This window comes from Flagellimonas crocea, assembly GCF_033441595.1.
Taxonomy (GTDB): Bacteria; Bacteroidota; Bacteroidia; order Flavobacteriales; family Flavobacteriaceae; genus Flagellimonas; species Flagellimonas crocea.
Genome location: NZ_JAUZVX010000001.1, coordinates 927,368 through 951,439, shown reverse-complemented (window position 1 = coordinate 951,439; position 24,072 = coordinate 927,368). Strand labels below are relative to the sequence as shown.

The 24,072-nt window shown below is 43.1% G+C and carries 15 protein-coding genes; 3 read left to right on the top strand and 12 right to left on the bottom strand.

The window, feature by feature from the left end:
- Window positions 1–59: 59 nt before the first annotated feature.
- The 5 genes from SD449_RS04350 to SD449_RS04330 all read right to left on the bottom strand — a co-directional run bounded on the left by SD449_RS04350 (window position 60) and on the right by SD449_RS04330 (window position 6,439).
- Window positions 60–1,871: an acyl-CoA dehydrogenase family protein gene (locus tag SD449_RS04350; protein WP_318309006.1), complete on the bottom strand. Its 1,812-nt coding sequence runs from the start codon at window positions 1,869–1,871 to the stop codon at window positions 60–62.
- A gap of 39 nt (window positions 1,872–1,910) precedes the next feature.
- Window positions 1,911–2,267, bottom strand: a complete 357-nt coding sequence (locus SD449_RS04345) for a four helix bundle protein (RefSeq protein WP_318309005.1) — start codon at window positions 2,265–2,267, stop codon at window positions 1,911–1,913.
- A gap of 33 nt (window positions 2,268–2,300) precedes the next feature.
- The gene (locus SD449_RS04340) at window positions 2,301–3,491 is read right to left on the bottom strand and encodes an acetyl-CoA C-acyltransferase (RefSeq protein WP_207032964.1); all 1,191 of its coding nucleotides are present in this window, start codon (window positions 3,489–3,491) and stop codon (window positions 2,301–2,303) included.
- Between the two features lie 78 nt (window positions 3,492–3,569).
- On the bottom strand, window positions 3,570–5,975 hold the full coding sequence (locus SD449_RS04335) for a 3-hydroxyacyl-CoA dehydrogenase/enoyl-CoA hydratase family protein (RefSeq protein ID WP_318309004.1): 2,406 nt from the start codon (window positions 5,973–5,975) through the stop codon (window positions 3,570–3,572).
- A 14-nt stretch (window positions 5,976–5,989) separates the two neighbouring features.
- Window positions 5,990–6,439 (bottom strand): MarR family winged helix-turn-helix transcriptional regulator, encoded by a 450-nt coding sequence (locus SD449_RS04330; RefSeq protein ID WP_318309003.1) that lies wholly within the window; start codon window positions 6,437–6,439, stop codon window positions 5,990–5,992.
- 208 nt (window positions 6,440–6,647) lie between these two features.
- Here SD449_RS04330 and SD449_RS04325 point away from each other — a divergent pair, with 208 nt between their 5' ends.
- A complete protein-coding gene (locus SD449_RS04325) occupies window positions 6,648–8,495 on the top strand; it encodes a BspA family leucine-rich repeat surface protein (RefSeq protein ID WP_318309002.1) in 1,848 nt (615 codons plus the stop codon).
- Between the two features lie 126 nt (window positions 8,496–8,621).
- Here SD449_RS04325 and SD449_RS04320 read toward each other — a convergent pair whose 3' ends face one another.
- Window positions 8,622–10,391 carry an AMP-dependent synthetase/ligase gene (locus SD449_RS04320; protein WP_318309001.1) on the bottom strand — a complete coding sequence of 590 codons (1,770 nt, stop codon included), beginning with the start codon at window positions 10,389–10,391 and terminating at the stop codon, window positions 8,622–8,624.
- A gap of 127 nt (window positions 10,392–10,518) precedes the next feature.
- Window positions 10,519–14,193 carry a phosphoribosylformylglycinamidine synthase gene (gene purL, locus SD449_RS04315; protein ID WP_318309000.1) on the bottom strand — a complete coding sequence of 1,225 codons (3,675 nt, stop codon included), beginning with the start codon at window positions 14,191–14,193 and terminating at the stop codon, window positions 10,519–10,521.
- A gap of 237 nt (window positions 14,194–14,430) precedes the next feature.
- On the opposite strand from purL, the gene SD449_RS04310 reads away from it, so the two are divergent.
- Complete coding sequence (locus SD449_RS04310) at window positions 14,431–16,023, top strand: amidohydrolase (RefSeq protein ID WP_318308999.1); 1,593 nt, start codon at window positions 14,431–14,433, stop codon at window positions 16,021–16,023.
- Between the two features lie 211 nt (window positions 16,024–16,234).
- On the opposite strand, the gene SD449_RS04305 is transcribed toward SD449_RS04310, so the two are convergent.
- The 3 genes from SD449_RS04305 to SD449_RS04295 form a co-directional block, all read right to left on the bottom strand.
- The gene (locus SD449_RS04305) at window positions 16,235–17,137 is read right to left on the bottom strand and encodes a helix-turn-helix domain-containing protein (protein ID WP_176620306.1); all 903 of its coding nucleotides are present in this window, start codon (window positions 17,135–17,137) and stop codon (window positions 16,235–16,237) included.
- A 53-nt stretch (window positions 17,138–17,190) separates the two neighbouring features.
- On the bottom strand, window positions 17,191–18,033 hold the full coding sequence (locus SD449_RS04300; protein WP_176620305.1) for an SDR family NAD(P)-dependent oxidoreductase: 843 nt from the start codon (window positions 18,031–18,033) through the stop codon (window positions 17,191–17,193).
- Between the two features lie 122 nt (window positions 18,034–18,155).
- Window positions 18,156–19,367 carry an RsmB/NOP family class I SAM-dependent RNA methyltransferase gene (locus SD449_RS04295; protein WP_207033323.1) on the bottom strand — a complete coding sequence of 404 codons (1,212 nt, stop codon included), beginning with the start codon at window positions 19,365–19,367 and terminating at the stop codon, window positions 18,156–18,158.
- Between the two features lie 59 nt (window positions 19,368–19,426).
- Here SD449_RS04295 and SD449_RS04290 point away from each other — a divergent pair, with 59 nt between their 5' ends.
- Window positions 19,427–20,458: a WD40/YVTN/BNR-like repeat-containing protein gene (locus tag SD449_RS04290; RefSeq protein ID WP_318308998.1), complete on the top strand. Its 1,032-nt coding sequence runs from the start codon at window positions 19,427–19,429 to the stop codon at window positions 20,456–20,458.
- 43 nt (window positions 20,459–20,501) lie between these two features.
- Here SD449_RS04290 and SD449_RS04285 read toward each other — a convergent pair whose 3' ends face one another.
- Window positions 20,502–22,328 (bottom strand): ABC transporter ATP-binding protein, encoded by a 1,827-nt coding sequence (locus tag SD449_RS04285; protein ID WP_318308996.1) that lies wholly within the window; start codon window positions 22,326–22,328, stop codon window positions 20,502–20,504.
- 4 nt (window positions 22,329–22,332) lie between these two features.
- On the bottom strand, window positions 22,333–24,039 hold the full coding sequence (locus tag SD449_RS04280; RefSeq protein WP_318308994.1) for a phospho-sugar mutase: 1,707 nt from the start codon (window positions 24,037–24,039) through the stop codon (window positions 22,333–22,335).
- Window positions 24,040–24,072 lie beyond the last annotated feature (33 nt).

Here is a 24,072-nt window from a genome sequence, read left to right as displayed (position 1 = left end):
ACGCCCCGATCGGGGCGTTCTCAAATCCTAGTGGGTTTGCATCCCAACAAATATTTGAATTAGTCAAAGGTATACCCGTTATCTGCGGCAACTTTGTCGGCAATTTGCGTTCTAAGTTTCACAACATTGGGTTGGTTTGTATACTTGGTGAAGCGTTTTAGGCCCATCAGCATCATTCGTTGTTCATCGCCCTCGGCAAAGGAAACAATACCTTCCTTGGCTTTTTGCTGAATGATGTCGACCGCTCTGTACAAATACAATTTCGACATTGCGATTTGTGTAGCTTGAGCTTCTTCACCAAAGCGTTTTGCATTTTTCTCCGTTCTTAGGATAGCGGATTCTGCCATATAGATTTGAATCAAGATATCGGAAGCGGCCATCAGCAACATTTGATGTTCTTCCAAATCGGGACCAAATTTCTGAACAGCGCTACCAGCGACCATCAAGAATACTTTTTTCAATCGTGCTATCAAATCTTTTTCTTCTGAAAGCAGTTCCGAATAGTCTGGGGTGTCGAATGATGGAATTCCCATCAACTCTTCACCCACTTTGGTAGCAGGACCCAAAAGGTCAACATGACCTTTCATGGCTTTCTTCACCAACATGCCTACGGAGAGCATGCGGTTGATTTCGTTCGTTCCTTCGTAAATCCTGGAAATACGGGCATCTCTCCACGCAGATTCCATCGGGGTGTCGGCGCTAAAGCCCATTCCCCCGAACACTTGAATACCCTCATCGGTGGTGTGCTGAACGTGCTCGGAAACGGCTACCTTCAAAATGGAACATTCAATGGCATATTCCTCAACACCTTTCAACTCTGCTTCTTGGTGGGAATTGCCACTTGCTTCGCGAATGGCAATTCTGTCCTCGATATTTTTGGCAGCACGATAACATGCAGCTTCATCCACATAAGCGTTGGTGGCCATATCTGCAATCTTTGCTTTGATGGCACCGAAGTTTATTATAGGGGTCTTGAATTGGATGCGTTCGTTAGCGTATTTGGTTGCTTCGTTGATAACTCGACGCTGGGCTTCCAAACAAGCTGCTGCCAATTTTATCCTGCCCACATTAAGGGCGTTCATGGCTATCTTGAATCCATTTCCTCTTTCGGAAAGCATGTTTTCAACAGGTACCTTGGTCTCATTGAAGAACACTTGGCGGGTAGAGGAGGAGTGGATACCCAATTTCTTTTCTTCGTCACCAAAACTGATTCCGTTTTCTTTGTCATTTTCGACAATAAAACCTGTAATGTTCTTATCGTCCTCAATCCTGGCAAAAACAATGAACAGATTGCAGAATCCAGCATTGGAAATCCACATTTTCTGTCCTGTGATGCTGTAATATTTGCCATCATCCGAAAGTACGGCCTTTGTTTTACCAGAATTGGCATCGGAACCAGCTCCTGGCTCTGTTAAGCAATAGGCTCCGAACCATTCGCCCGTGGCCAATCTGGGTACATATTTTTGCTTTTGCTCCTCGGTTCCGTAGAGTGTGATGGGCATGGTGCCAATCCCTGTGTGCGCGCCGAACGCCGTACTGAATGAGCCAGTGGCGCCAGAAATGTAGTCGCAAACCAGCATGGTGGACACAAACCCCATTCCCATACCGCCATACGCTTCGGGTACCGCTACGCTCAATAAGCCAAGTTCGCCTGCCTTTCGCATACATTCTTCGGTATAGGCATAGTCTTTTTTCTCAAAGCGTTCCCAATGGGCCCAAAGTTCGCGGTCTACGAATTCCTTGGTGCTTTCGCGCATCATTTTTTGTTCTTCGTTGAGGTCCTCAAGGGTAAATATGTCCTCGCATTTGGTCTCCTTGACCAAGAATTGACCTCCTCTCAAAATTTCTTTGTTTGTAGTTTCTGTGCTCATTTTTTATTGATTTAAGATTCAGGAGACAAGAATCAGGACTTATTTCAAACCATCTTGAAACCTTGAAATCATTTTCTGTAACTGTTGGATTTTTTGCTCTAAAAATTCAAATCTTTCATCGGAAATATATTGCTGGTTAAAGGCAACTATCAATTGTGTTTCCCACTCAAAACTTGAGCCTAGACTATCCTCTATATATTTATTAAAATGCTTATTTGATGATTTGCTAGTGCCTTCCGCAATATTTGAAGGAATTGAAACAGCACAACGAATCAATTGGGAGACTAGATTGAATTTTTCCATAGTAGGAAATTCTCTAATCATATTATATGTTTCCTCAACCAAAACCATTCCTTCTTGCCAAATCTTAAGTTTTTTGAAATTATGTTTACCCATAGTCTTGATTCTTGCTTCTAAGAGTCCTGGTTCCTACGATAAAAACTCGAATATCCCTGCGGCACCTTGGCCTGTACCTACGCACATGGTCACCATGCCGTATTTGCCCTTCATGTCCCGCTTTCTCATTTCATCAAAAAGTTGAACGGACAATTTGGCCCCAGTACATCCAAGTGGGTGCCCGAGCGCTATGGCTCCTCCGTTCACGTTGACGATGTCCTGATTCAATCCAAGCTCTCGAATAACAGCTATCGATTGCGACGCGAAGGCTTCGTTCAATTCGATGAGGTCTATTTGGTCCTGTTTCATTCCAGCTTGCTTTAGCGCTTTCGGAATGGCTTTTACAGGCCCGATTCCCATAATTCTTGGTTCCACGCCTGCGGCGGCATAGTTTACCAGACGGGCAACGGGCTCCAAGTTCAATTCTTTGACCATTTCCTCGCTCATTACCATTACAAAGGCGGCGCCATCGCTCATTTGCGAAGAGTTACCTGCGGTTACGCTTCCTCCTTCGGCAAAAACTGGTCTCAACTTGTTCAACGTTGGGATGTTGGTTCCTTTTCTCGGACCTTCATCTTTTTTGACGGTGTATGTTTTGGTTTCTTTTTTGCCAGCTTCGTTTACAAACGTGTGTTCGACTTCAATAGGCACGATTTGATCTTGAAAACGACCTTCTTCCTGAGCTTTCAAGGCTTTCATGTGTGAATTGAAGGCGAATTCATCTTGGTCCTCACGAGATACTTTGAATTGCTTGGCAACGGCTTCTGCTGTAAGCCCCATGCCCCAATAGTAATCTTCGTGACCTTCTTTTGCTGTGGCGTAATCAGGAGTGGGTTTGTAGCCCCCCATGGGGATATAGCTCATGCTTTCAGCTCCGCCAGCAATGATGCAATCCGCCATTCCCGACTGTATTTTTGCCGTCGCAATCCCAATAGTTTCCAATCCTGATGCACAATAACGGTTTACGGTAACGCCAGGCACGTCCTCAATGTTCAAACCCATTAAGGAAATCAGTCTTCCCATGTTCAAACCTTGTTCGGCTTCTGGCATGGCGTTCCCCACAATAACGTCATCGATACGTTTTTTGTCCAGTTGGGGAAGCTCATTCATCATGTATTCGATGGTTTCGGCCGCCAGTTCATCTGGGCGCTTAAACCTGAACAGGCCTTTGGGCGCTTTGCCTACGGCTGTTCTGTATGCTTTTACTATGTATGCTGTTTTCATTTTTTCTTTTTGATTTTTAGATTCAAGAACCAAGAGTCAGGATTTTAGGTCTTGGCTCTTTTGTCTTGATTCTTGTGTCTAATTTCTCAATGGTTTCCCAGTCTTCAACATGTGTTGGATACGTTCCAGTGTCTTTCTCTCGGTACAAAGTGATAAGAATGCTTCCCGTTCCAAATCCAAAAGGTATTGTTCGGTTACCATTGTCGCTTCAGAAAGGTCCCCGCCCGCCATTACATAGGCCAATTTATCGGCAATCTTTTTGTCGTGTTCAGAAATGTAATGTCCAGCCTCCATAGAGTCGGTTCCTACCAAGAACATACCCAAAGCCTGTTTTCCAAGCACCTTAACATCCTTGCGTTTGACGGGTTTGGTATAGCCTGCGTCTGCCATCAGTTTGGCATACGCTTTCGCTGTTGCAATTTGACGGTCTTTGTTGACAACGACCACATCTTTTCCTTTTTGAAGGATGCCCAAGTCATAGGCCTCATAAGCTGAAGTTGATACTTTGGCCATCCCGATGGTAAGGAAGTACTCTTGAAGCACATTGAGTTCCACATCGTTTTTTCTGAAGGTATCGGAAGCCCGAAGCGCCATTTCCTTGGAACCGCCTCCACCAGGAATCACACCTACGCCGAATTCAACCAAACCAATATAGGTTTCGGCCGCGGCCACCACCTTATCCGCATGTAGCGAAAGTTCACAACCACCGCCCAAGCACATACCGTGCGGAGCAGAGACGGTAGGAATAGAGGAATATCGCATGCGCATCATGGTGTCTTGGAACATTTTAATGGCCATATTCAGCTCATCATATTCTTGTTCCACGGCCATCATAAAAATCATCCCGATATTGGCACCAACAGAGAAGTTGGCAGCTTGATTACCAATAACCAATCCTGCAAAATCCTTTTCGGCTAGATCTACTGCTTTGTTCAAGCCAGCCAACACATCGCCCCCAATGGTGTTCATTTTGGATTGGAACTCACAGTTCAGGATTCCATCGCCCAAATCTTCGACAACAACACCACTGTTTTTGAAGACTTCTTTGGTTTTTCTGATGTTGTCCAAAATGATGAACGCATCCTGGCCAGGAACTTTTTCCATGGTCTTTTTGGGAATGTCGTAGAAGTAGGTGTTGCCTTCCTTCACGGTGTAAAAGGAATCAATTCCTGCTTCTTTCATTTCGGATACCCATGGAGCGGCTTCCAGACCTTCGGCCTTGATGAATTCAAGCCCTTTGTCGAGTCCTATGGCGTCCCAAATTTGGAACGGTCCATGTTCCCACCCGAAGCCAGCCTTCATGGCATCATCTATTTTGTACAATTCGTCCGTAATTTCAGGAATGCGGTGGGTCACGTAGGCGAAAAGTGCTCCAAAGCTCTTTCTGTAGAATTCTCCTGCCTTGTCCTTACCGTCTACCAATACGGGGAAACGGTCAATTACTTTATCAATGGTCTTGGTGAGCTCCAAAGTGGCAAACTTTGCACTTTTTTTGGAGCGGTAGTCCATGTTGTCCAAATCCAGTGTTAGGATTTCGCTCTTACCATCGTCTCCCTTGACTTTTTTGTAGAAGCCTTGTCCAGTTTTACTTCCCAACCATTTGTTATCCATCATGGTTTGTATGAAGTCGGGCAATTGGAACAGTTCGTGACGTTCATCGTCCTTGCAGTTTTCACTGATTCCGTTGGCCACGTGTACAAGCGTGTCCAATCCAACCACATCCACCGTGCGGAAAGTAGCGGATTTCGGTCGTCCGATCACAGGTCCTGTCAACTTATCGACTTCTTCCACCGTCATACCCATTTCCTTGACCATGTGGAACAAGCTTTGTATGCTGAATATTCCGATACGGTTACCGATAAATGCGGGTGTGTCCTTGGCAACGACCGAGGTTTTCCCCAAGTATTGCTCACCATATCCATTCAAAAAGTCCAGAACCCCTTGAGAAGTTTTCGGGCCAGGAATAATCTCGAATAGCTTTAAATATCGGGCTGGGTTAAAAAAGTGTGTTCCACAGAAATGTTTCTGGAAATCATCACTTCTTCCTTCGCTCATAAAGCGGATGGGAATACCTGATGTGTTCGAAGTGATCAAAGTTCCAGGGGTACGGTGTTTGTCCAAATTCTCAAACACTTGTTTTTTGATGTCCAACCGTTCCACGACCACTTCAATGATCCAATCCACATCGGCCACTTTGGAAATATCATCTTCCATATTTCCAGTGGTGATGCGATCGGCAAAGCTTTTGTGATAAATAGGGGAGGGTTTGGATTTTAGGGCGGAAGCCAGTGATTCGTTTACCAAGCGATTGCGGACCACTTTGTCTTCCAAGGTAAGTCCTTGCGCTTTTTCCTTATCGGTAAGTTCACGTGGGACTATATCCAATAATAGTACTTCGACCCCAATATTCGCAAAATGGCATGCAATGCCACTTCCCATAATTCCGGAACCGATTACGGCAACTTTGTTTATATGCCTTTTCATGTGCGATTTATAGATTAATTATTAGTTGTTTTTGTATAGATTTTCTTGTCTGTTATCAGTTTGTTGATAGTTTCTATGATTTTAAAGAAACCCACTAGATCTTCTTGCGTGGTATTTTCTTTGACCACTTCATTAAAACGTAGCACCACTTCTTTGGATTCCGCTCGTTTTTCCAATCCCAGTTGGGTCAAATAAATAAGGACGCCACGTCCGTCTTTTGGGTTGCGCTTACGTTGAATGTAACCTCTTTGCTCAATATTTTTTAAGATCCTTGACAAACTAGTTGCTTCCATTCCCATTTTTGGACCCAATGTGGTACTCGGTGTACCTCCTTTTGGGTCTATACTCAGTAAGGTAAATCCGATGGCCATTGTAAGCCCATAATTTTTAGCTTCTTCATTGTACATTTTACTTACGGCCTGCCAAGTGGCGCGGAGGGCGTAATCAATGGTCAAATCTTTCATAGAACTAGTTTGGTGTTCTCAAATATATGAAAATTTATTATGCATGCATAATAAATGTAAGGTAAAGTGTAGGTGAATTTTAATGAAAAAGGATATGGATTTTTTTATCCATCAATTCAAACGGGGCATCCGTCAGATCGTGGGTCTATATGTGAAGCAATAGGGGGATATTGTATCAAATTAAGTGTTTTTAATCAAAAATCATATTATGAAAATCAGAAATTTATTTTTTGGGACGTTACTGCTCGCCCTTTTATGGTCTTGTGGTAAGGATGATAGCCCAACCCCGGAACCTAAACCGGCAGAGAACAATGCTCCCAAAGTTGAGGCGCAGAGCTTCACGGTTGCCGAAGATATTTCGGACGCTACAATCATCGGAACTGTAAAGGCTACTGATGAAGATCAGGATGAGTTGACCTTTAGCATTGAAGACAATGATTTGTTTGAGATTGATGCTACTGGAAAACTTAGTTTGAAGAGCGGACAAACTTTGGACTTTGAAACAAAAGCAGAACACATCGTAAAAGTTTCGGTTTCCGATGGAACCGATGATGCCGAGGCCAATATTACGATTACAGTAACCAATGTGATTGAAGGTTTGGCCGAGGACCCTGATTCTTTTGTCACCTTATGGAACATACCTGAGGATAATTTTGAAATTATAATAGGTACCAATCCTGATTATGAATATAATTATACCATTGATTGGGGAGACGGCACACAAGAAGAACTTACCATCCAAAATCCTAGTCATACTTATACATCCACGGGGGAATACAAAGTCTCAATCCAAGGAGACTTTCCCGCAATAAAAATGGGACAAAACGACCTAATTAATATTGAAGGTCTTGAAGTTGCTAAAAGTTTGATTGGACTTGAGCAATGGGGTATAATTGTTTGGAAAAATTTTAACAATGGATTCGCTAATTGTGTAAATATGGAATATCATGCTACCGATATTCCGAACTTGCAAAATGTTGAGGATATGTCTGGTATGTTCGCAAGTTTTTCTTATGGAGAGCTTGATTCTGGTGAACCTTCTGTTTTTAATGGGGATTTAAGTAATTGGGATGTTAGTAATGTGACCAATATGAACGGTATGTTTGTAAGAGCAGAATTATTTAATTCAGATTTAAGTGGTTGGGATGTAAGTAATGTAATCGATATGTCAGGAATATTCGCCCTAGCTTCATCTTTCAATGCAGATTTGAGCAACTGGAGTGTAAGCAATGTTACAAATATGTCAGGTATGTTCTCTCATGCATATTCGTTTACTTCAGATTTGAGTAATTGGAATGTTAGCAAGGTAACAAACATGGGAAGTATGTTCGCTTCGGCAACAACATTCAATGCAGATTTAAGTGATTGGGACGTTAGCAATGTTACAAATATGTCATCGATGTTTTCCCATGCTAGTACTTTTGACGCCGATATTAGCACATGGAATGTAAGCAATGTAACGGATATGTCGCATATGTTTAGTTTTCACACGACATTTAATGGAGATTTGAGTGGTTGGGATGTAAGTAATGTTACTGATATGCGCGCAATGTTTACAGCCGCAGAATCATTCAATTCAGATATTGGTGGTTGGAATGTAAGTAATGTCACTAACATGGATTCAATGTTTGCAGACGCACATACCTTTAATTCAGACATAAGTGAATGGGATGTAAGCAGTGTAACTGATATGACAGCTATGTTTGCTGATGCTGAATCATTTAATGTAAACATTGGTGGTTGGGATGTAAGTAAAGTAAGCAATATGTTAGCCATGTTTGTAGAAGCTGCTGCATTTGATCAAAACTTAGGTGGTTGGAATATAGAAAGCGCCACATTAATGAATATTATTTTCTCTAATAGTGGTATGTCCGCTGAAAATTACGGAGCCACCTTGATTGGCTGGTCCAATTTAGAAAATACACCTCAAGGTATAGCTTTGGGAGCAGAAAATATAGAATACTGCCTAAATAGTGAAGGAGCAACAGCACGTGGAATCTTAGTCAACGATTACGGTTGGACCATCAATGGAGATGTAGGTATTGATTGCAATTAATCACAACAATTAAATAAAAAAACCAACGGATTCCCGTTGGTTTTTTTATTGCTTTTATGCTTAAAGAGATTCTTCACTCCGTTCAGAATGACAGTAAATCATAAATCATTGTCGATTGCTAATTGATCAATGTCCATAAATATCATTGTACAAATCCAGATACATTTCCTTAACGGGTTTGCGTTTTAGTTTCATGGTTGGGGTAAGGTGGCCGTCTTCCACGCTCCAAACATCCGGGGTAAGCCTAAACTGTTTTACTTTCTCCCACTTGGCGAATTCTTGGTTGGCCCAATCCACTTCTTCCTGCATGCGGGCGATCACTTTTTCGTTTTTCACCAGTTCTTCGTTCGAGCCAACATCAATATTATGTCGTTTGGCCCATTCCCTTACGAATTCAAAGTTGGGTTGAATCAAAGCGGCGGGCATTTTTTCGCCCTCGCCCACGACCATGATCTGCTCAATGAACCTTGATTGCTTAAAACGGTTCTCCAATAATTGGGGAGCCACATATTTTCCACCAGAAGTTTTGAACATTTCCTTTTTACGGTCGGTAATGCGCAAAAAGCCTTCGGCATCGATTTCGCCGATATCCCCCGTATGGAAATAGGCACCTGTCATCACTTCGGCTGTTTTTTCGGGGTCTTTGTAGTAGCCCATCATTACATTGGGACCTTTGCAAAGGATTTCTCCATCCTCGGCAATTTTCACTTCTACTTCATCGATCATTTTGCCTACGGTTCCGATTTTCCAACCTTTATTACGTTGGTCGTTCACAGCAATCACGGGAGAGGTCTCCGTAAGTCCATAACCTTCCATTACGGGCATATCTGCGGCCGCAAAAACTCGGGCAAGTCTGGGCTGCAAAGCTGCACTGCCTGAGACCATCACGGACAAATTACCGCCCAAACCTTCTTTCCATTTGCTGAAAATAAGTTTTCTGGCCAGTCCAAGTTTTTGCTCGTACCACCAGCCGTTGGCCCCATAAGGTTCAAACTTGAGACCCACTTCCACGGCCCAGAAAAACAATTTCTTTTTGATGCCCGTTAAAAGCGCTCCCTTGGCAATTATGGCATCGTATACTTTTTCCAATAGACGAGGTACCACCGTCATTACGGTAGGTTTGACCTCTTTTATATTATCACTGATTTTGTCCAGTCCTTCAGCAAAATGGATTTCAACTCCGCAATATTGGTATAAATACAAAATCATGCGTTCAAAAATGTGGCACACGGGCAAGAAACTGAGTGCCACCCCTTCGGTTTCAAAAGGTACCCTCGGTTGACTGCACAATACGTTGGAAACGATGTTGTTGTGAGATAGCATTACCCCTTTTGGTCTTCCCGTGGTTCCAGAAGTATAAATCAGGGTTGCCAAGTCATCAGGTGTAACGCTTTCTTTTAATTTTTCAACTTCTTCTTGGTTGGAGGTGTCAGCTCCCATTTCCAGGACCTCGCTCCAGTTTTTGCAATCACTGAGTTGATCAAAGGAAAAAACATCTTTTAAATTCTTGACTTTGGATTGGATGGCCTTGACTTTTTCAAACACCTCTTCGCAGGAGACAAAGCAAATCTTGGCTTCGGAGTGATTCAAAATGTATTCGTAATCCTCTTCTGCAATGGTCGGGTAAATGGGTACGTTCTGCGCCCCGATTTGAAGAATCCCGATATCAACAATGTTCCATTCCGTACGGTTGGTCATGGAGATCACCGCTATTTTATCATTGGGCTTGAACCCCATCCTGAGCAAGGCCCTGCTTATCGCATTCGCCTTGTCAATGTATTCCTTGGTGGATGTTGCTATCCACGTACCGTCACTTTTGGTGACCAATGATTTTTCTAACGGATATTTTTCAAGCTGATAGTATGGGAAATCAAATAATCGGGTAACAGTTTGCATAGTAAGTTTTATGTAAAGCGATTGCAAATTAGCAAATCAGACCATAACTATGAAACAGATTTAACAATTACATCAGGTAAATTTTGAAAAATCCCTAATTTTTTGCTCCCAAGACAGATGTTTGATACTAATCTTCCAAGTTTTCCAACCATTCCCTAGCGTTAACAAATGCCTGTAACCAAGGTGATACCGCATCATTTCTATCCTTTGGATAGTGTGCCCAGTTCCATGGGAAGGTGGAGCGTTCAATGTGCGGCATGGTCACCAAGTGCCTGCCAGTTTTGTCGCAGAGCATAGCAGTGTTGTAATCACTGCCGTTTGGATTGGCAGGATAACCTTCGTAACCGTACTTGGCCACGATATGGTATTGGTCCTCCGTATGTGGCAGACTGAATTTACCCTCCCCATGACTGATCCATACACCCAAAGTGGTTCCCGCCAAGTTGGACAACATCACCGAATTATTTTCCTGAATTTTCACAGAAGTAAAACCACTTTCGTGCTTGTGCGAATCGTTATACGTCATTCTGCCATGGGTGCCATGCTCTGGGTTGATAAGATCCAACTCCATGAACAACTGGCAACCGTTGCAAATCCCTACGGATAAGGTGTCTGGTCTGGAGAAGAAATCTTGCAGCGCTTTATTGGCCTTTTCGTTGTATTTAAAGGCACCTGCCCAACCTTTGGCACTTCCCAACACATCAGAGTTGGAGAAACCTCCCACCGCACCAATAAATTGAATGTCCTCCAAGGTTTCCCTTCCTGTAATGAGGTCGGTCATATGCACATCTTTTACATCAAAACCAGCCAAGTACATCGCATTGGCCATTTCGCGCTCGGAATTACTTCCTTTTTCACGAAGTATGGCCGCTTTGGGTCTATCATTGCCTCTCGACTGCGCTCGAGGTGACAATTGACCATCAAAATTTTCGGGGAAAATATAGTTTAACGGCTGATTCTTGTAATTATCAAATCGGTTCTTGGCCAAACCATTGGCAGTTTGTTTGTTGTCCAATAGGTAGGATGTCTTGAACCATGTATCTCGCAAGGATGCAATGTTCAATCCTATTTCAATGCCGTTGTTCTTGATTTTCAAGGTGCTTTCTGAAGATGGACTACCGATTTTGGCAAATTCAATACCCGAAGCTTTCAATTCATTTTCTACTGAATCATCTTTGGCTTGGAATACCACACCACTATTTTCAGAGAACAATAGTTTGATGGTGTCCTGTTCGTTCAAACTGGATAGATCTAAGTTGGCACCCAAATCATTATCAGCAAAGCAAAGTTCCAAAAGTGTAGTGATCAAACCACCTGATGCTACATCGTGCCCCGCCAATAGCTGACCATCTTTGATGAGCTTTTGCAAGGTATTGAAAACGGTCTTGAAATAACCAGCATCCAAAACAGATGGGGCTTCATCGCCAATTCCGTTCAAAATTTGTGCAAAGGAAGAACCGCCCAATTTGTGGCTGTCTTTAGATAGGTTGATGTAATAAATGTCCCCGCCGTCTTTCTGCAAAACAGGTTCCACCACTTGGTTGATATTGTTGCAATTACCAGCAGCTGAAATTATTACCGTTCCTGGAGACAATACGTCACCGTCCTTATATTTTTGTTTCATGGAAAGCGAATCCTTTCCTGTGGGCACATTGATGCCCAATGCTATCGCAAATTCCGATAAGGACTCTACGGCGGAATACAAACGCGCATCTTCACCTTCATTTCTGCAGGGCCACATCCAGTTGGCGGACAGCGATACGGATTTAAGTCCATCTTTTAATGGTGCCCAAACAATATTGGTCAACGATTCCGCCACGCTGTTCCTGCTTCCTGCAACAGGGTCTATCAAAGCTGAAATAGGGGAGTGGCCAATACTGGTGGCGATGCCTTCTTTTCCTTTAAAATCGAGGGCCATCACACCGCAGTTGTTCAATGGCAATTGCAAGGGGCCCGCGCATTGTTGCTTGGCCACACGCCCGCCCACACAACGGTCAACTTTGTTGGTCAACCAATCCTTGCAGGCAACAGCTTCCAGTTGAAGTACTTGCTCCAGATAATCATGGAAATGCTCCAGGGAATAATTGAGGGCTGGATATTTTTGCTGGGCAGTCTTGTCCGCCATAATGGTTTTTGGAGAGCTTCCGAACATATCGGAAAGTTCCAAGTTCATCGGGGTTTCGCCAGTTTCACCAGAAGTAAATTTAAAGGTGTGGTCGCCTGTAACTTCACCCACGTTGTACATGGGAGAACGTTCACGAGCCGAGACCCGTTCCAATAGATCTAAATTTTTCTCACCGATTACCAATCCCATACGTTCTTGGGACTCGTTCCCGATCAATTCTTTTTTGGAAAGCGTAGGGTCGCCAACGGGCAATTTGTCGGTATCAATGGTGCCTCCAGTTTCCTCGACCAATTCGGACAGACAATTAAGGTGTCCACCAGCTCCGTGATCGTGAATGGAAACAATGGGGTTATCATGGCTTTCAAACAATCCGCGAACGGCGTTCGAAGCTCTTTTTTGCATTTCAGGGTTGGAACGCTGTACCGCATTCAATTCAATAGCAGAGCTAAATTCCCCAGTATCTGCACTGGATACCGCGGCCCCGCCCATCCCGATACGGTAGTTGTCACCACCCAGAACAACTATTCTGTCTCCCTTGCTTGGCGTATCTTTCAAGGCTTGGTCGGTTTTTCCATATCCTATACCACCTGCCATCATAATCACTTTGTCGAAGCCCAATTTTCGTGCTTCTTCCTCATGCTCAAATGTCAAAACGGAACCAGCAATCAGGGGTTGACCGAATTTATTTCCAAAATCAGATGCACCATTGGATGCTTTGATGAGGATATCCATCGGTGTTTGATACAACCAATCTCTTTCTTTCATGCCCTTTTCCCAAGGACGGTTTTCCTCCAATCGGGAATAAGAAGTCATGTAAACTGCGGTTCCTGCCAATGGCAAAGACCCTTTTCCGCCAGCCAATCGATCACGAATCTCACCTCCAGAACCTGTTGCGGCACCGTTAAAGGGCTCCACAGTGGTCGGGAAGTTATGGGTCTCCGCTTTTAGCGAAAGCACGGAATCAAACTCTTTTTCTTCATAAAAATCGGGCTTGTCCGCACTTTTGGGTGCAAACTGGATAGCCTTTGGCCCCTTGATAAAGGCGACATTGTCCTTGTATGCCGAAACAATATCGTTGGGGTTGGCCTCGGAGGTCTTTTTGATCAATTTGAATAGGGAAGAAGGTTTCTCTTCTCCATCAATCACAAAAGTGCCATTGAAAATTTTATGCCTGCAGTGCTCGGAATTCACTTGGCTGAAACCAAACACTTCGGAATCGGTCAATTTACGATTCAATTTTTTGGCAAGTCCTTCAAGATAGGCGACTTCTTCCTCGCTCAAGGCCAATCCTTCTTTTTCGTTGTAAGAAGCAATATCATCAATCTCCTTGATGGATTCTGGAAAAATATCAATAGTGAAAATATCCTGTCCCAAAGAGGTGTATTTTTGGGAAAGCATGGGATCAAAATCAGTGAAATCCTCTGAAACAGCATGGAACTCCTCAATTCGGATAATTCCTGTGATGCCCATGTTTTGGGTAATTTCTGTAGCGTTTGTACTCCAAGGAGTAATCATTGCGGCCCGTGGCCCAACAAAAAAGGCGTCAAGTGACGCCGCTTCGATCTTAGGCTGGTTGCCAAACAACCAGATCAGTTTGTTAGTATCTTCCTGAGCGATTTCCTGAGCGGTTTGGACGGCAAAAACCTTGGTAGCCTTGTCCCCAAAAAAATGGATCATACAATCTTTGCGTTGAACGGTTTAAGAAAGTGCAAAAATACGATTTTGCTGCGTAATTCATCCTAAAGGATGGGAGTTTTGTTAACCAAATATTGTTGATAGCATGTGGGTTTGAAAAATTAGGACTAGGATTTTTATCAAATCGCTAAAAGTCGCTATTTATGAAGTTTTAGACCCAACGGATTAAAGTTGTTTTCCATATCTTAGAAGAATTATAGCTAACTCAAAACCAACCTTATGAAAACTACCAAAATCCTGTTGAGTGGGATTATGCTGTTCGCAGGCGTAGCCACTTCAACAGCGCAGAAAAAGTACTCCAAAAGTCAAATCAAAAAGTTTAAAGCCGAAGTAGAGGCCCTGGTCGAAGCAAATAAAAAGCAGACGCAGGTGATGGTCGACAAGATTTTCAGTTTTGCCGAACTGGGCTTTCAAGAAGAGGAAAGTTCCAAATACCTTACTGGAATTTTGGAAGATAACGGTTTTACGATTGAGCATTCCATTTCCAATATCCCGACTGCATGGTTTGCGACCTGGAGCAATGGGGAAGGACCTGTAATTGCCTTGGGAAGCGATGTGGATTGTATCCCGAAAGCATCACAAACACCTGGCGTTGCCTACCATAAACCTTTGGTTGAGGGCGCACCTGGACACGGCGAAGGGCACAATGCAGGTATTCCTTTGAACATTACCTCGGCATTGGCCGTAAAAGAGGTGATGGAGAAAGAGGGCATCGGCGGAACTTTGATTTTATGGCCTGGAATTGCCGAAGAATTGGTGGCTGCCAAAGCGTGGTACGTCCGTGATGGTCTTTTTGACAAAATTGATATGTGCATTTTTACCCACGTGAGCAGTAACCTGAGTGTTTCCTGGGGACCGACCCGTGGGACAGGCTTGATTTCCGTGGAATACATGTTTGAAGGTGAAGCGGCACATTCAGCTGGTGCTCCTTGGAGAGGCCGCAGTGCCCTTGATGCCGCAGAGCTGATGAATGTGGGGTGGAACTATAAAAGGGAACACTTGCATCCATTAAAACGTTCCCACTCCATTTTTACCGATTCTGGAGATCAACCCAACGTAGTGCCGTCCAAGGCTGCGATTTGGTATTATTTTAGGGATATTACTTATGAAGGAATTATGGAAATGTACGCCGAGGCAAACGATATCGCAAAGGGCGCGGCCATGATGACAGGAACCACCATGACATCTCGAGTTTTGGGAACCGCTTGGCCAAGACATTATAATAAGGTGATTGCCGAAACCATGTACGAAAACATCAAAGAAGTTGGACTTCCAGAATGGACAGAGGCAGATCAAAAACTGGCCAAAGCGGTACAAACCGAAGTGAAATCACGAGAAATTGAAGGACTGCCCACGGAGCTTTCTGAAATTGGGTTGCCTGTTACAGAACCTGTTAGCGGAGGATCTGACGATATCGGTGATATTTCTTGGAAAGTGCCTACGGTAACCATGCGTTTTCCGTCCAATATTCCTGGACTGCCTGGACACCACTGGGCCAATGCCATTGCCATGGCAACGCCCATCGCCCATAAAGGTGCAACAGCAGGTGCAAAAGCCGAGGCTATGACCATTATGGATTTCTTGTTGAAACCAGAGTTGTTGACCCAAGCATGGGATTATTTCAACAATGAGCAGACCAAGGAAACCAAATATGAGCCTATGATCTCTGCGGATGATATGCCCCCGACCTTCTTAAACAAGGACAAGCAAGATATGTTCCGACCCGCTTTGGAGGAGTTCTATTATGACGAAACCAAATACGATAGCTATTTGGAGCAGTTGGGAGTAGAATATCCTACGGTGAAACAATAATTAATTCTTTGTTAGTTCGAGCGGAGTCGAGAACCTAAAAACATCTCGACTGCGCTCGATGTGACAAATCCGGCAAATGGGACAAAATACAATCTTCAGTCTTTGCACTTCTTTATAATGACAGTTTAGAGCCATTAATTGATGTCATTCCTGCGAAAGGAGTTCAATACAAATTGTACAAATTTCTCGAACAGCATCCATTTTGGGGCAATTAATTGAACGAAGCCCTGAAAGCCATTGGGGATAGGTTGGTCTTTGTCTTGAAAAGTTTGCTGAAGGATTGTGAATGCTCAAATCCTAAAGTATAGGCTATCTCACCTATAGAAAGTTGTGTGGTAGATAATTTCTCTTTAGCTATCTCAATAAGTTTTTCGTGTATGTGTTGTTGGGTACTCAGGCCTGTTAGCACTTTTAGTAAGCTACTTAGGTAACTTGAAGAAACATGTAGGCTGTCGGCTATAAATTGGACGGACGGAATTCCTTTGTTGATGGCTTCTTCTCCGTTGAAATAGCTGTCGAGAAGATGCTCCAACCGAACCAAAATCTCGTGGTTATTGATTTTTCTGGTAAGAAATTGTCTTTGATAGTATCGTTCGGCATAATTGAGCAATAGTTCTATTTGTGCTATGATGATATTTTGACTGAACTTGTCGATATTGGACCTATACTCATGTTGAATATTGAGTAAAATGTCGGTTATGGTACGTTCTTCTTTGTCCGAAAGAAATAAGGCTTCGTTTATGGCATATCCAAAAAACTCATAGTTCTTAATGGTCTTGGCCAAGGGGGTGTTCCACAAAAAATCGGGATGAACCAACAATAGCCAACCTGAAGGCTTTTTCTCCGTCGGTAACATTTCAAACTGAAGAACCTGCCTTGGAGCTATAAAGGATAGCAGTCCCTCATCAAAATCAAACTCCTGCTGGCCGTATCTCACTTTGGCCTGTATATCACGTTTTAAACCAATGCTGTAAAAGCTTTGCATCCATGTAATTTGACTTTCTATGGTTTGATAATTAACCTGCCCATAGTCTATTAGGCTAATCAGAGGATGTTCTGGATTTGGAAGTGCACAAAACTTATGGAACTCGCTCAAGGTTTGAAATGTATTCATCTTCAATGCTAATTTAAGGGCAAGGCAGGACCTTGCCCGTTTTAAATTACAAACTAGTTTTTAAAATCGGTAGAATAGCTCAACTCTTTATTGGCTTCCAGTGCGTCTGCCAAGGTTTTCAACTTTTCATTTGCCATGCCATAAGCATCGCTCCCCAAAAACAAGTGTAAAGCTGGTTCTTCACTTTCTGCCATGGTTATTAGTGCTTCAGCAGCCTTTTCAGGATCTCCCAACTGGTTTCCGGCAATCTCTTCTTTGTGCATACGCTCAGATTCACGAGCTTGGGCATAAACGTCCATACGGTTACGTGCCAGTTTTAATGAATCGTCAGAAAGAAATTCAGTTCTAAAATAACCGGGATACACCAAAGTTGTTTTGATTCCGAACGGGCTTGCCTCCACCGATAAAGCCTCCGTAAGACCTACAACTGCAAATTTGGTCGCACAATAGATACCAAAACCGGGAAAACTTCCTACGATTCCTGCGACGGATGCAATATTGAAAATATGCCCCGATCCTTGCGACCTAAGTTGTGGCATGGATTTACGGATAACATTTAAAAGACCAAACACATTCACATCGAAATTCTGTCGTGCTTCCTCGTCTGAAATTTCTTCCAGTGTACCATTCTGTCCATAACCTGCATTGTTTACAATAACATCAAGCTGGCCAAAAGTTTCAATTGCTTTGGAAATACCATCTTCCACACTTTCCTCGTTCATAAGGTCCATTTGGATAGGTAGGAATCTTTTCGAACTACCGACAGCTTCGCTAAGATTTGCTAAACTTCTAGAGGTAGCTGCAACCGAATAACCTTGATGTAATAAGGTTTTCACCAAAACAAGCCCTAGCCCTTTTGATGCACCAGTGACCAACCATACTTTTTTTGTGTCCATTTTCTTAGAATTTTTGTTGTTATGAATTGACACAGCAAAGTTGCCCTTAGTAGAGGGAAGGTATGTAGCCTAATCTATGATTGTTGTAGTCTAAATCTGGTTGGGATATAAAAAGTAAACTTTTATTTCCTTTTTAGTAGCGCCATATAGAAGCCGTCAAAGCCAGTTTCAGAGGCAAAAACATTTCTTTCCCTGACAAATTCAAACTCTTTCCCATTTTCGGATGCCAAAAACGTTTTGACCTGTTCTGTATTTTCTTGGGGTAGGATAGAGCAGGTAGCATATACCATTTGTCCACCTTTTTTGACCATTTTACTATAATTCTGAAGGATATCTTGCTGAACTCCCATGATACGGTCCACAAATTCAGGCTCCAATTTCCATTTGGAGTCAGGATTTCGCTTGATTACCCCTAAACCAGAACATGGAGCATCGAGCAGAACCCTATCGGCGCTATTGTGCAGTTTTTTGATGACTTTGTTGGAGTCGATTACACGGGTTTCCACATTGTGGACCCCGTTGCGTCTTGCTCTCTTTTTGAGCTTTTTCAGTTTACTTTCATAAATATCCAAAGCGATCAGTTGTCCTTTGTTCTGCATTTGCGAAGCCAAGTGAAGGGACTTTCCACCCGCACCTGCACAGGCATCCACCACGCGTTGACCAGGTTCCACTTCCAAAAATGGGGCGACCAATTGCGAAGAGGCATCTTGTACTTCGAACAATCCATCTTTAAAGGCTTGGGTTACAAATACATTTTGGCGTTCCACAAGTTTCAGTGCATCAGGGTAGCCATCAATAAATTCTGTAGCGATATCTTCTTTGGCCAAAAACGATTTTAATTGGGGCTTAGGCACCTTGAGCGTGTTGGTCCTTAGAATTACATCTGCTTGCTTGTTTTGGGCAGCGATTTCTTTGGTCCAAAGTTCTGTTCCTAAAGATTTTTCACCTAGTTCATCCATCCAATCAGGAACGGATTCACGAATTTTTCGAATTTTGGATAGTTCATCGAATCTACCTTTAATGCGGCGTTCTGGTGTGCCTTCCAATTGTTTCCAATCCGGAATGCGAATACCTCGGAGTACGCACCAAACTCCGAACAAACGGAACAAATGTTCTCTGCTATAGGGTTCGTGTACCTCGGCAATTTCGGAGTAGAGACGTTTCCATCGAACAATATCATACGTGGTCTCGGCAATAAATCCACGATCTCGAGAGCCCCAGCGTTTATCGTACCGCAGTACTTTTTCGATCACCTTATCGGCATATTCCCCTTCGTTGAAAATCATGTGAAGGGCATCAATCACGGCAAATACCAAGTTTCTGTGTAAACGCATCATATAAAATAAGGTTGCAAAGGTATGATTTCTCCTTACTTTTGAAGAAAATAAATATAATGAGGTCGATTCTTCCCCTTTTAGCCGTTTTGGTTTTGTTTTCTTGTGCCCAAGAACCTAAAAAACAACCTTTTCAATCTGTAGCTGTGACTCCTGTTTTTCAAGATTCTGTGAGTATCCGAGCAATCACATTTTTGGATGGTAGAACATTAGCGTTTGCAGGTAGCAATGGGATGTACGGTACGGTCGATGTAAGCTCCAATAAGGTAAGGGCCAACACTCAATATTATGATTCCATCACGCCTAATTTTAGAGCGGTGGGTGGAACTTCCGAAGATTTCTTTATGCTTTCCATTGAAAGCCCGGCATTGTTGTACAAAACTGGCGACGAAGGAAAAATGGAATTGGTTTATACCGAAGAGGGCGAAGGTGTGTTTTATGATAGTCTTGCCTTTTGGAACGATACCGAAGGTATTGCCGTTGGCGATACGGTGGAGGGTTGTCTCTCCATACTTATTACAAGGGATGGGGGAACTACATGGACCAAATTGGCATGTTCGGAATTACCTGATGGAATTGAGGGCGAGGGAGCCTTTGCGGCCAGTAATAGTAATATTGCCATACAGGGAAATAAAGTTTGGATAGGTACCACTGAGGGAAGAATTTATTTTTCTGCGGATAAAGGAGTTTCTTGGGACATTCAAGAGACCCCAATAATTTCGGAAGAACCTACCCAAGGCATCTATTCCATGGACTTTTTTGATGAAAACATCGGGTTTGCCATTGGTGGGGATTACACAAAACCTGATTCCAACAAAGCCAACAAAATAAAAACTGTTGACGGCGGTAAAACGTGGCAATTGATTGCGGATGGTCAGGAACCTGGATATAAAAGTTGTGTGCAATATGTTCCCAATTCAGGTGGTGAAGCATTGGTGGCGGTCGGATTTACGGGAATTTCCTATTCTTCCGATGGGGGCAAGAGTTGGAAAGCGTTGAGCGAGGAACCTTTCTTCACCATTCGCTTTTTAAATGACTCGACAGCCTTTGCAGCAGGGAATAATAGGATAGCGAGATTGGATTTTAAATGATTTTTTAGGAGACAGGATTCCAACAATCCAAGAGTCCATCTTCTTACGAAGTAAATGACTGCATCTCTACAAGTTTCTTGTAATTTTTGTCAGACTTCATCAACTCCTCGTGGGTGCCCTGTTCCACGATCTCTCCTTTGCTCATCACCACAATAGTGTCCGCATTTTGGATGGTGGACAATCGGTGCGCAATAACAATTGAAGTTCGGTTCTTCATCATTTTCTCCAATGCATCTTGTACCAATCGTTCGCTTTCGGTGTCGAGGGCCGAGGTTGCCTCGTCCAAGATCATGATAGGTGGGTTTTTTAAGACTGCACGTGCTATGGACAAGCGTTGTTTTTGTCCGCCACTCAATTTGTTTCCGCTATCGCCGATATTGGTATCGTAGCCTTTCGGCAAATCCATGATAAAATCGTGTGCATTGGCTACTTTGGCGGCTTCCATAATTTCCTCCATCGTGGCATTTTCCTTTCCAAGCGCTATGTTGTTTTTTACCGAATCGTTGAAAAGAATGGAGTCCTGGGTGACCAATCCCATGAGTCCACGTAGTGATTTTTTGGTAATGTTTTTAATGTTGGTGCCATCTATCAAAATCTCACCTTTGTTAACGTCGTAGAAACGGGTCACTAAATTGGCCACAGTACTTTTACCACTACCTGATTGCCCTACCAATGCCACTGTTTTGCCCTTGTCAACCTTTAGGTTAAAGTCTTTCAGGACATAATCATTTTCGTATTTGAAGGATATGTTTTTGAGCTCTACACCGGAGTTGAAATTCGTTTTTTCCTTAGCGCCATCAACATCCCTGATCGGATTTTCAGATTCGAGTATCTCCAGAACTCGCTCAGCAGCGGAATTCCCTTTTTTAACGGCGTAAGAAGCTTTGCTGATAGCTTTGGCGGGTGTTAAAATATTGAACGCTAGACCCATATATGAGATGAATGAGGCAGCGTCCAAAGTGCCCTCCAAGAGCACCATGCGCCCACCAAACCAGAGTAATACGCCAAAAACAACGATTCCAAGGAATTCGCTGGTCGGCGAGGATAGGTTCTGGCGGTTTAACAATGAATTTGAAAATTTAAAAAAGCGAGTGGTGGAATGCTGGAAAATTTTATAGAATCTGGATTCCGCATTAAAAGCCTTGATGACGCGCAGTCCGCCCAATGTTTCTTCAACAATGGATAGAAATTCCCCTTGTTCTTTTTGTACCCTATCAGATTTTTTCTTCAATGATTTTCCAATTCTGGAGATGATCATCCCAGCAATAGGAATAAATATGAAAACAAAGATGGTCAGTTTAACACTAATGATAAACATGACAATGATTGTAAACAAAATGGTCAAGGGTTCCCTTACTATCAACTCTAAAATAGATAAGAAGGAGTGTTGTATCTCCAAAACATCGGATGTGATCCTCGCAATAACGTCTCCCTTTTTCTTTTCAGAGAAATAGGAGATGGGCAGGTCAACAATTTTTTGGTACATCTTGTTACGGATATCCTTGAGCACTCCGTTCCTCAAAAAGGTGATGAAGTACATGGCCAGATAATTAAAGATGTTCTTGAAAAGGAATAAAAACAAAATCAATCCAACAGCCAAAATAAGTCCCTTCATTGGGTCGTCCCCGGAATATTGGGTTACCTGATAGTTCATGTAGCCTTCAAAATAGTCCTTGAGCTTGCCAAGACCTTCATACGCTGGTGGCTCGTTGATTTGCTTGGTCTTGTCAAATAGCACATTAAGCATAGGAATAAGTGCAGCATAGGACAATGCACTGAACAATGCGTATAGAATATTGAAGAATATATTCAGGATACCGTATCTGCGGTATGGTGCCGCAAACCGGAGAATTTTTTTAAAGTAGTTCATTCACTTATAAATTCAGCTCGGATAGGATACCCTCTATTTTGGTTTCCAACTGCGAATTTACGGATTTATAATCCTCGGGCTTGTCCAATTTTGCATTTGTGCTGATGTAGAACTTCACTTTGGGTTCCGTTCCACTGGGTCGGGCTGCAATTCGGGTTCCGTCTTCTGTTTCGTAGATCAATACGTTCGATTTAGGTAAATGGAGCGTAAACTCTTCACCAGTCTGTACATTTTTAACGGTAGAGGTATTGTAATCTTCAATGTAAAGCAATTTGGAACCTTGCACGGTGTCGACCGGATTTTCTTTGAAGTCCTTCAACATTTGTTTGATTTCCTCTGCTCCGCTTATCCCTTTTTTGGTGATGGAGATCAATTTTTCCTTGTAAAAACCGAATTCCACGTAGGCATCGATTAAATCTTTATAAAAAGAGCTTCCATTGGCTTTGGCATTGGCAGCGATTTCGCAAGCCAATAGGGTTGAGGTCACGGCATCTTTGTCGCGTACAAAATCCCCGACCATATATCCGAAACTTTCCTCACCGCCTCCAATAAAGTGGGAGCTTGGAAAATCCTTGATCATTTTACCGATCCATTTAAAACCGGTCAGCGCAGTCTTAAATTCCACGCCGTATGATTTTGCCATTTGTTGCATCATGGGTGTGGAAACAATGGTTGTGGCAATAAATTCGTTGCCCTTAAATCCTTTTTCCTTGTATTGGTCCAAAAGAAATTTGGTCATGAGAACCATGGTCTGGTTCCCGTTCAGGAGTTCTATTTTGCCATCTAGATTGCGAACGGCAATACCTAAACGATCACTATCGGGGTCGGTACCCACTACCATATCGGCCCCTATTTCCTCTGCTTTGGCAATGGCGATGGACAATGCTTCGGGCTCTTCTGGGTTGGGGGATTCCACTGTTGGGAAATCACCATTGGGCTCTGCTTGCTCCTCTATGATGGTCACATTTTTGTAATCGGCTCTCTTCAAAACTTCAGGGATTGCGGTGATAGAAGTACCGTGCAAGGAAGTGAAGACGATTTTAAAATCATCTTTTCCCTTGGCATTGAAACTTCCATTTTTTACCGATGCTTCAAAAAAGGCTTCATCCACTTCACTATCAATAAAGTGTATCAGACTCTCATTCTTATCAAATTTGATGTCCTCAAAGGAAAGGGAATTGATTTCTGCGATGATCTCGCCGTCCTGCGGGGGTACAATCTGTCCGCCATCGGCCCAATATACTTTGTATCCGTTATATTCCGGTGGATTGTGGGATGCCGTGAGCACGATTCCCGCGTGACACCCGATGTGCTTTACGGCAAACGAAAGTTCCGGGGTGGTCCTTAATTCAGAAAACAAATAAACCCTGATTCCGTTTGCGGAGAAAACCTCTGCTACAGTATTGGCCAGCGATTGGGAGTTATGCCTGCAATCGTAGGCGATAACGACCTTTAAATCATCATCGGTATAGGATTTTTTGAGATAATTGCTGAGTCCCTGGGTGTTCTTGCCCAAGGTGTATTTATTGATTCTATTGGTGCCGACTCCCATTACGCCGCGCATTCCTCCCGTACCAAACTCCAAATCTTTGTAAAAACGTTCCTTGAGCTCTTCGGGGTCGTTTTCCATGAGGTGTTTTATTTCCTTTTTTGTGTCCTCATCAAAAAAATCGGTCAACCAAGATTGCGCTGTAGCTGAAATGGAATCCATAGTGTTTATTGTTGTTTAGATGCTTAAAAATAC

Coding starts and splice junctions, on each gene's coding strand:
- SD449_RS04330 (WP_318309003.1), bottom strand. CDS start 6,439: ATGAAAGATTTGACCATTGATTACGCCCTCCGCGCCACTTGGCAGGCC.
- SD449_RS04290 (WP_318308998.1), top strand. CDS start 19,427: ATGAGGTCGATTCTTCCCCTTTTAGCCGTTTTGGTTTTGTTTTCTTGT.
- SD449_RS04280 (WP_318308994.1), bottom strand. CDS start 24,039: ATGGATTCCATTTCAGCTACAGCGCAATCTTGGTTGACCGATTTTTTT.
- purL (WP_318309000.1), bottom strand. CDS start 14,193: ATGATCCATTTTTTTGGGGACAAGGCTACCAAGGTTTTTGCCGTCCAA.
- SD449_RS04285 (WP_318308996.1), bottom strand. CDS start 22,328: ATGAACTACTTTAAAAAAATTCTCCGGTTTGCGGCACCATACCGCAGA.
- SD449_RS04300 (WP_176620305.1), bottom strand. CDS start 18,033: ATGGACACAAAAAAAGTATGGTTGGTCACTGGTGCATCAAAAGGGCTA.
- SD449_RS04325 (WP_318309002.1), top strand. CDS start 6,648: ATGAAAATCAGAAATTTATTTTTTGGGACGTTACTGCTCGCCCTTTTA.
- SD449_RS04345 (WP_318309005.1), bottom strand. CDS start 2,267: ATGGGTAAACATAATTTCAAAAAACTTAAGATTTGGCAAGAAGGAATG.
- SD449_RS04340 (WP_207032964.1), bottom strand. CDS start 3,491: ATGAAAACAGCATACATAGTAAAAGCATACAGAACAGCCGTAGGCAAA.
- SD449_RS04310 (WP_318308999.1), top strand. CDS start 14,431: ATGAAAACTACCAAAATCCTGTTGAGTGGGATTATGCTGTTCGCAGGC.
- SD449_RS04295 (WP_207033323.1), bottom strand. CDS start 19,367: ATGCGTTTACACAGAAACTTGGTATTTGCCGTGATTGATGCCCTTCAC.
- SD449_RS04320 (WP_318309001.1), bottom strand. CDS start 10,391: ATGCAAACTGTTACCCGATTATTTGATTTCCCATACTATCAGCTTGAA.
- SD449_RS04335 (WP_318309004.1), bottom strand. CDS start 5,975: ATGAAAAGGCATATAAACAAAGTTGCCGTAATCGGTTCCGGAATTATG.
- SD449_RS04350 (WP_318309006.1), bottom strand. CDS start 1,871: ATGAGCACAGAAACTACAAACAAAGAAATTTTGAGAGGAGGTCAATTC.
- SD449_RS04305 (WP_176620306.1), bottom strand. CDS start 17,137: ATGAATACATTTCAAACCTTGAGCGAGTTCCATAAGTTTTGTGCACTT.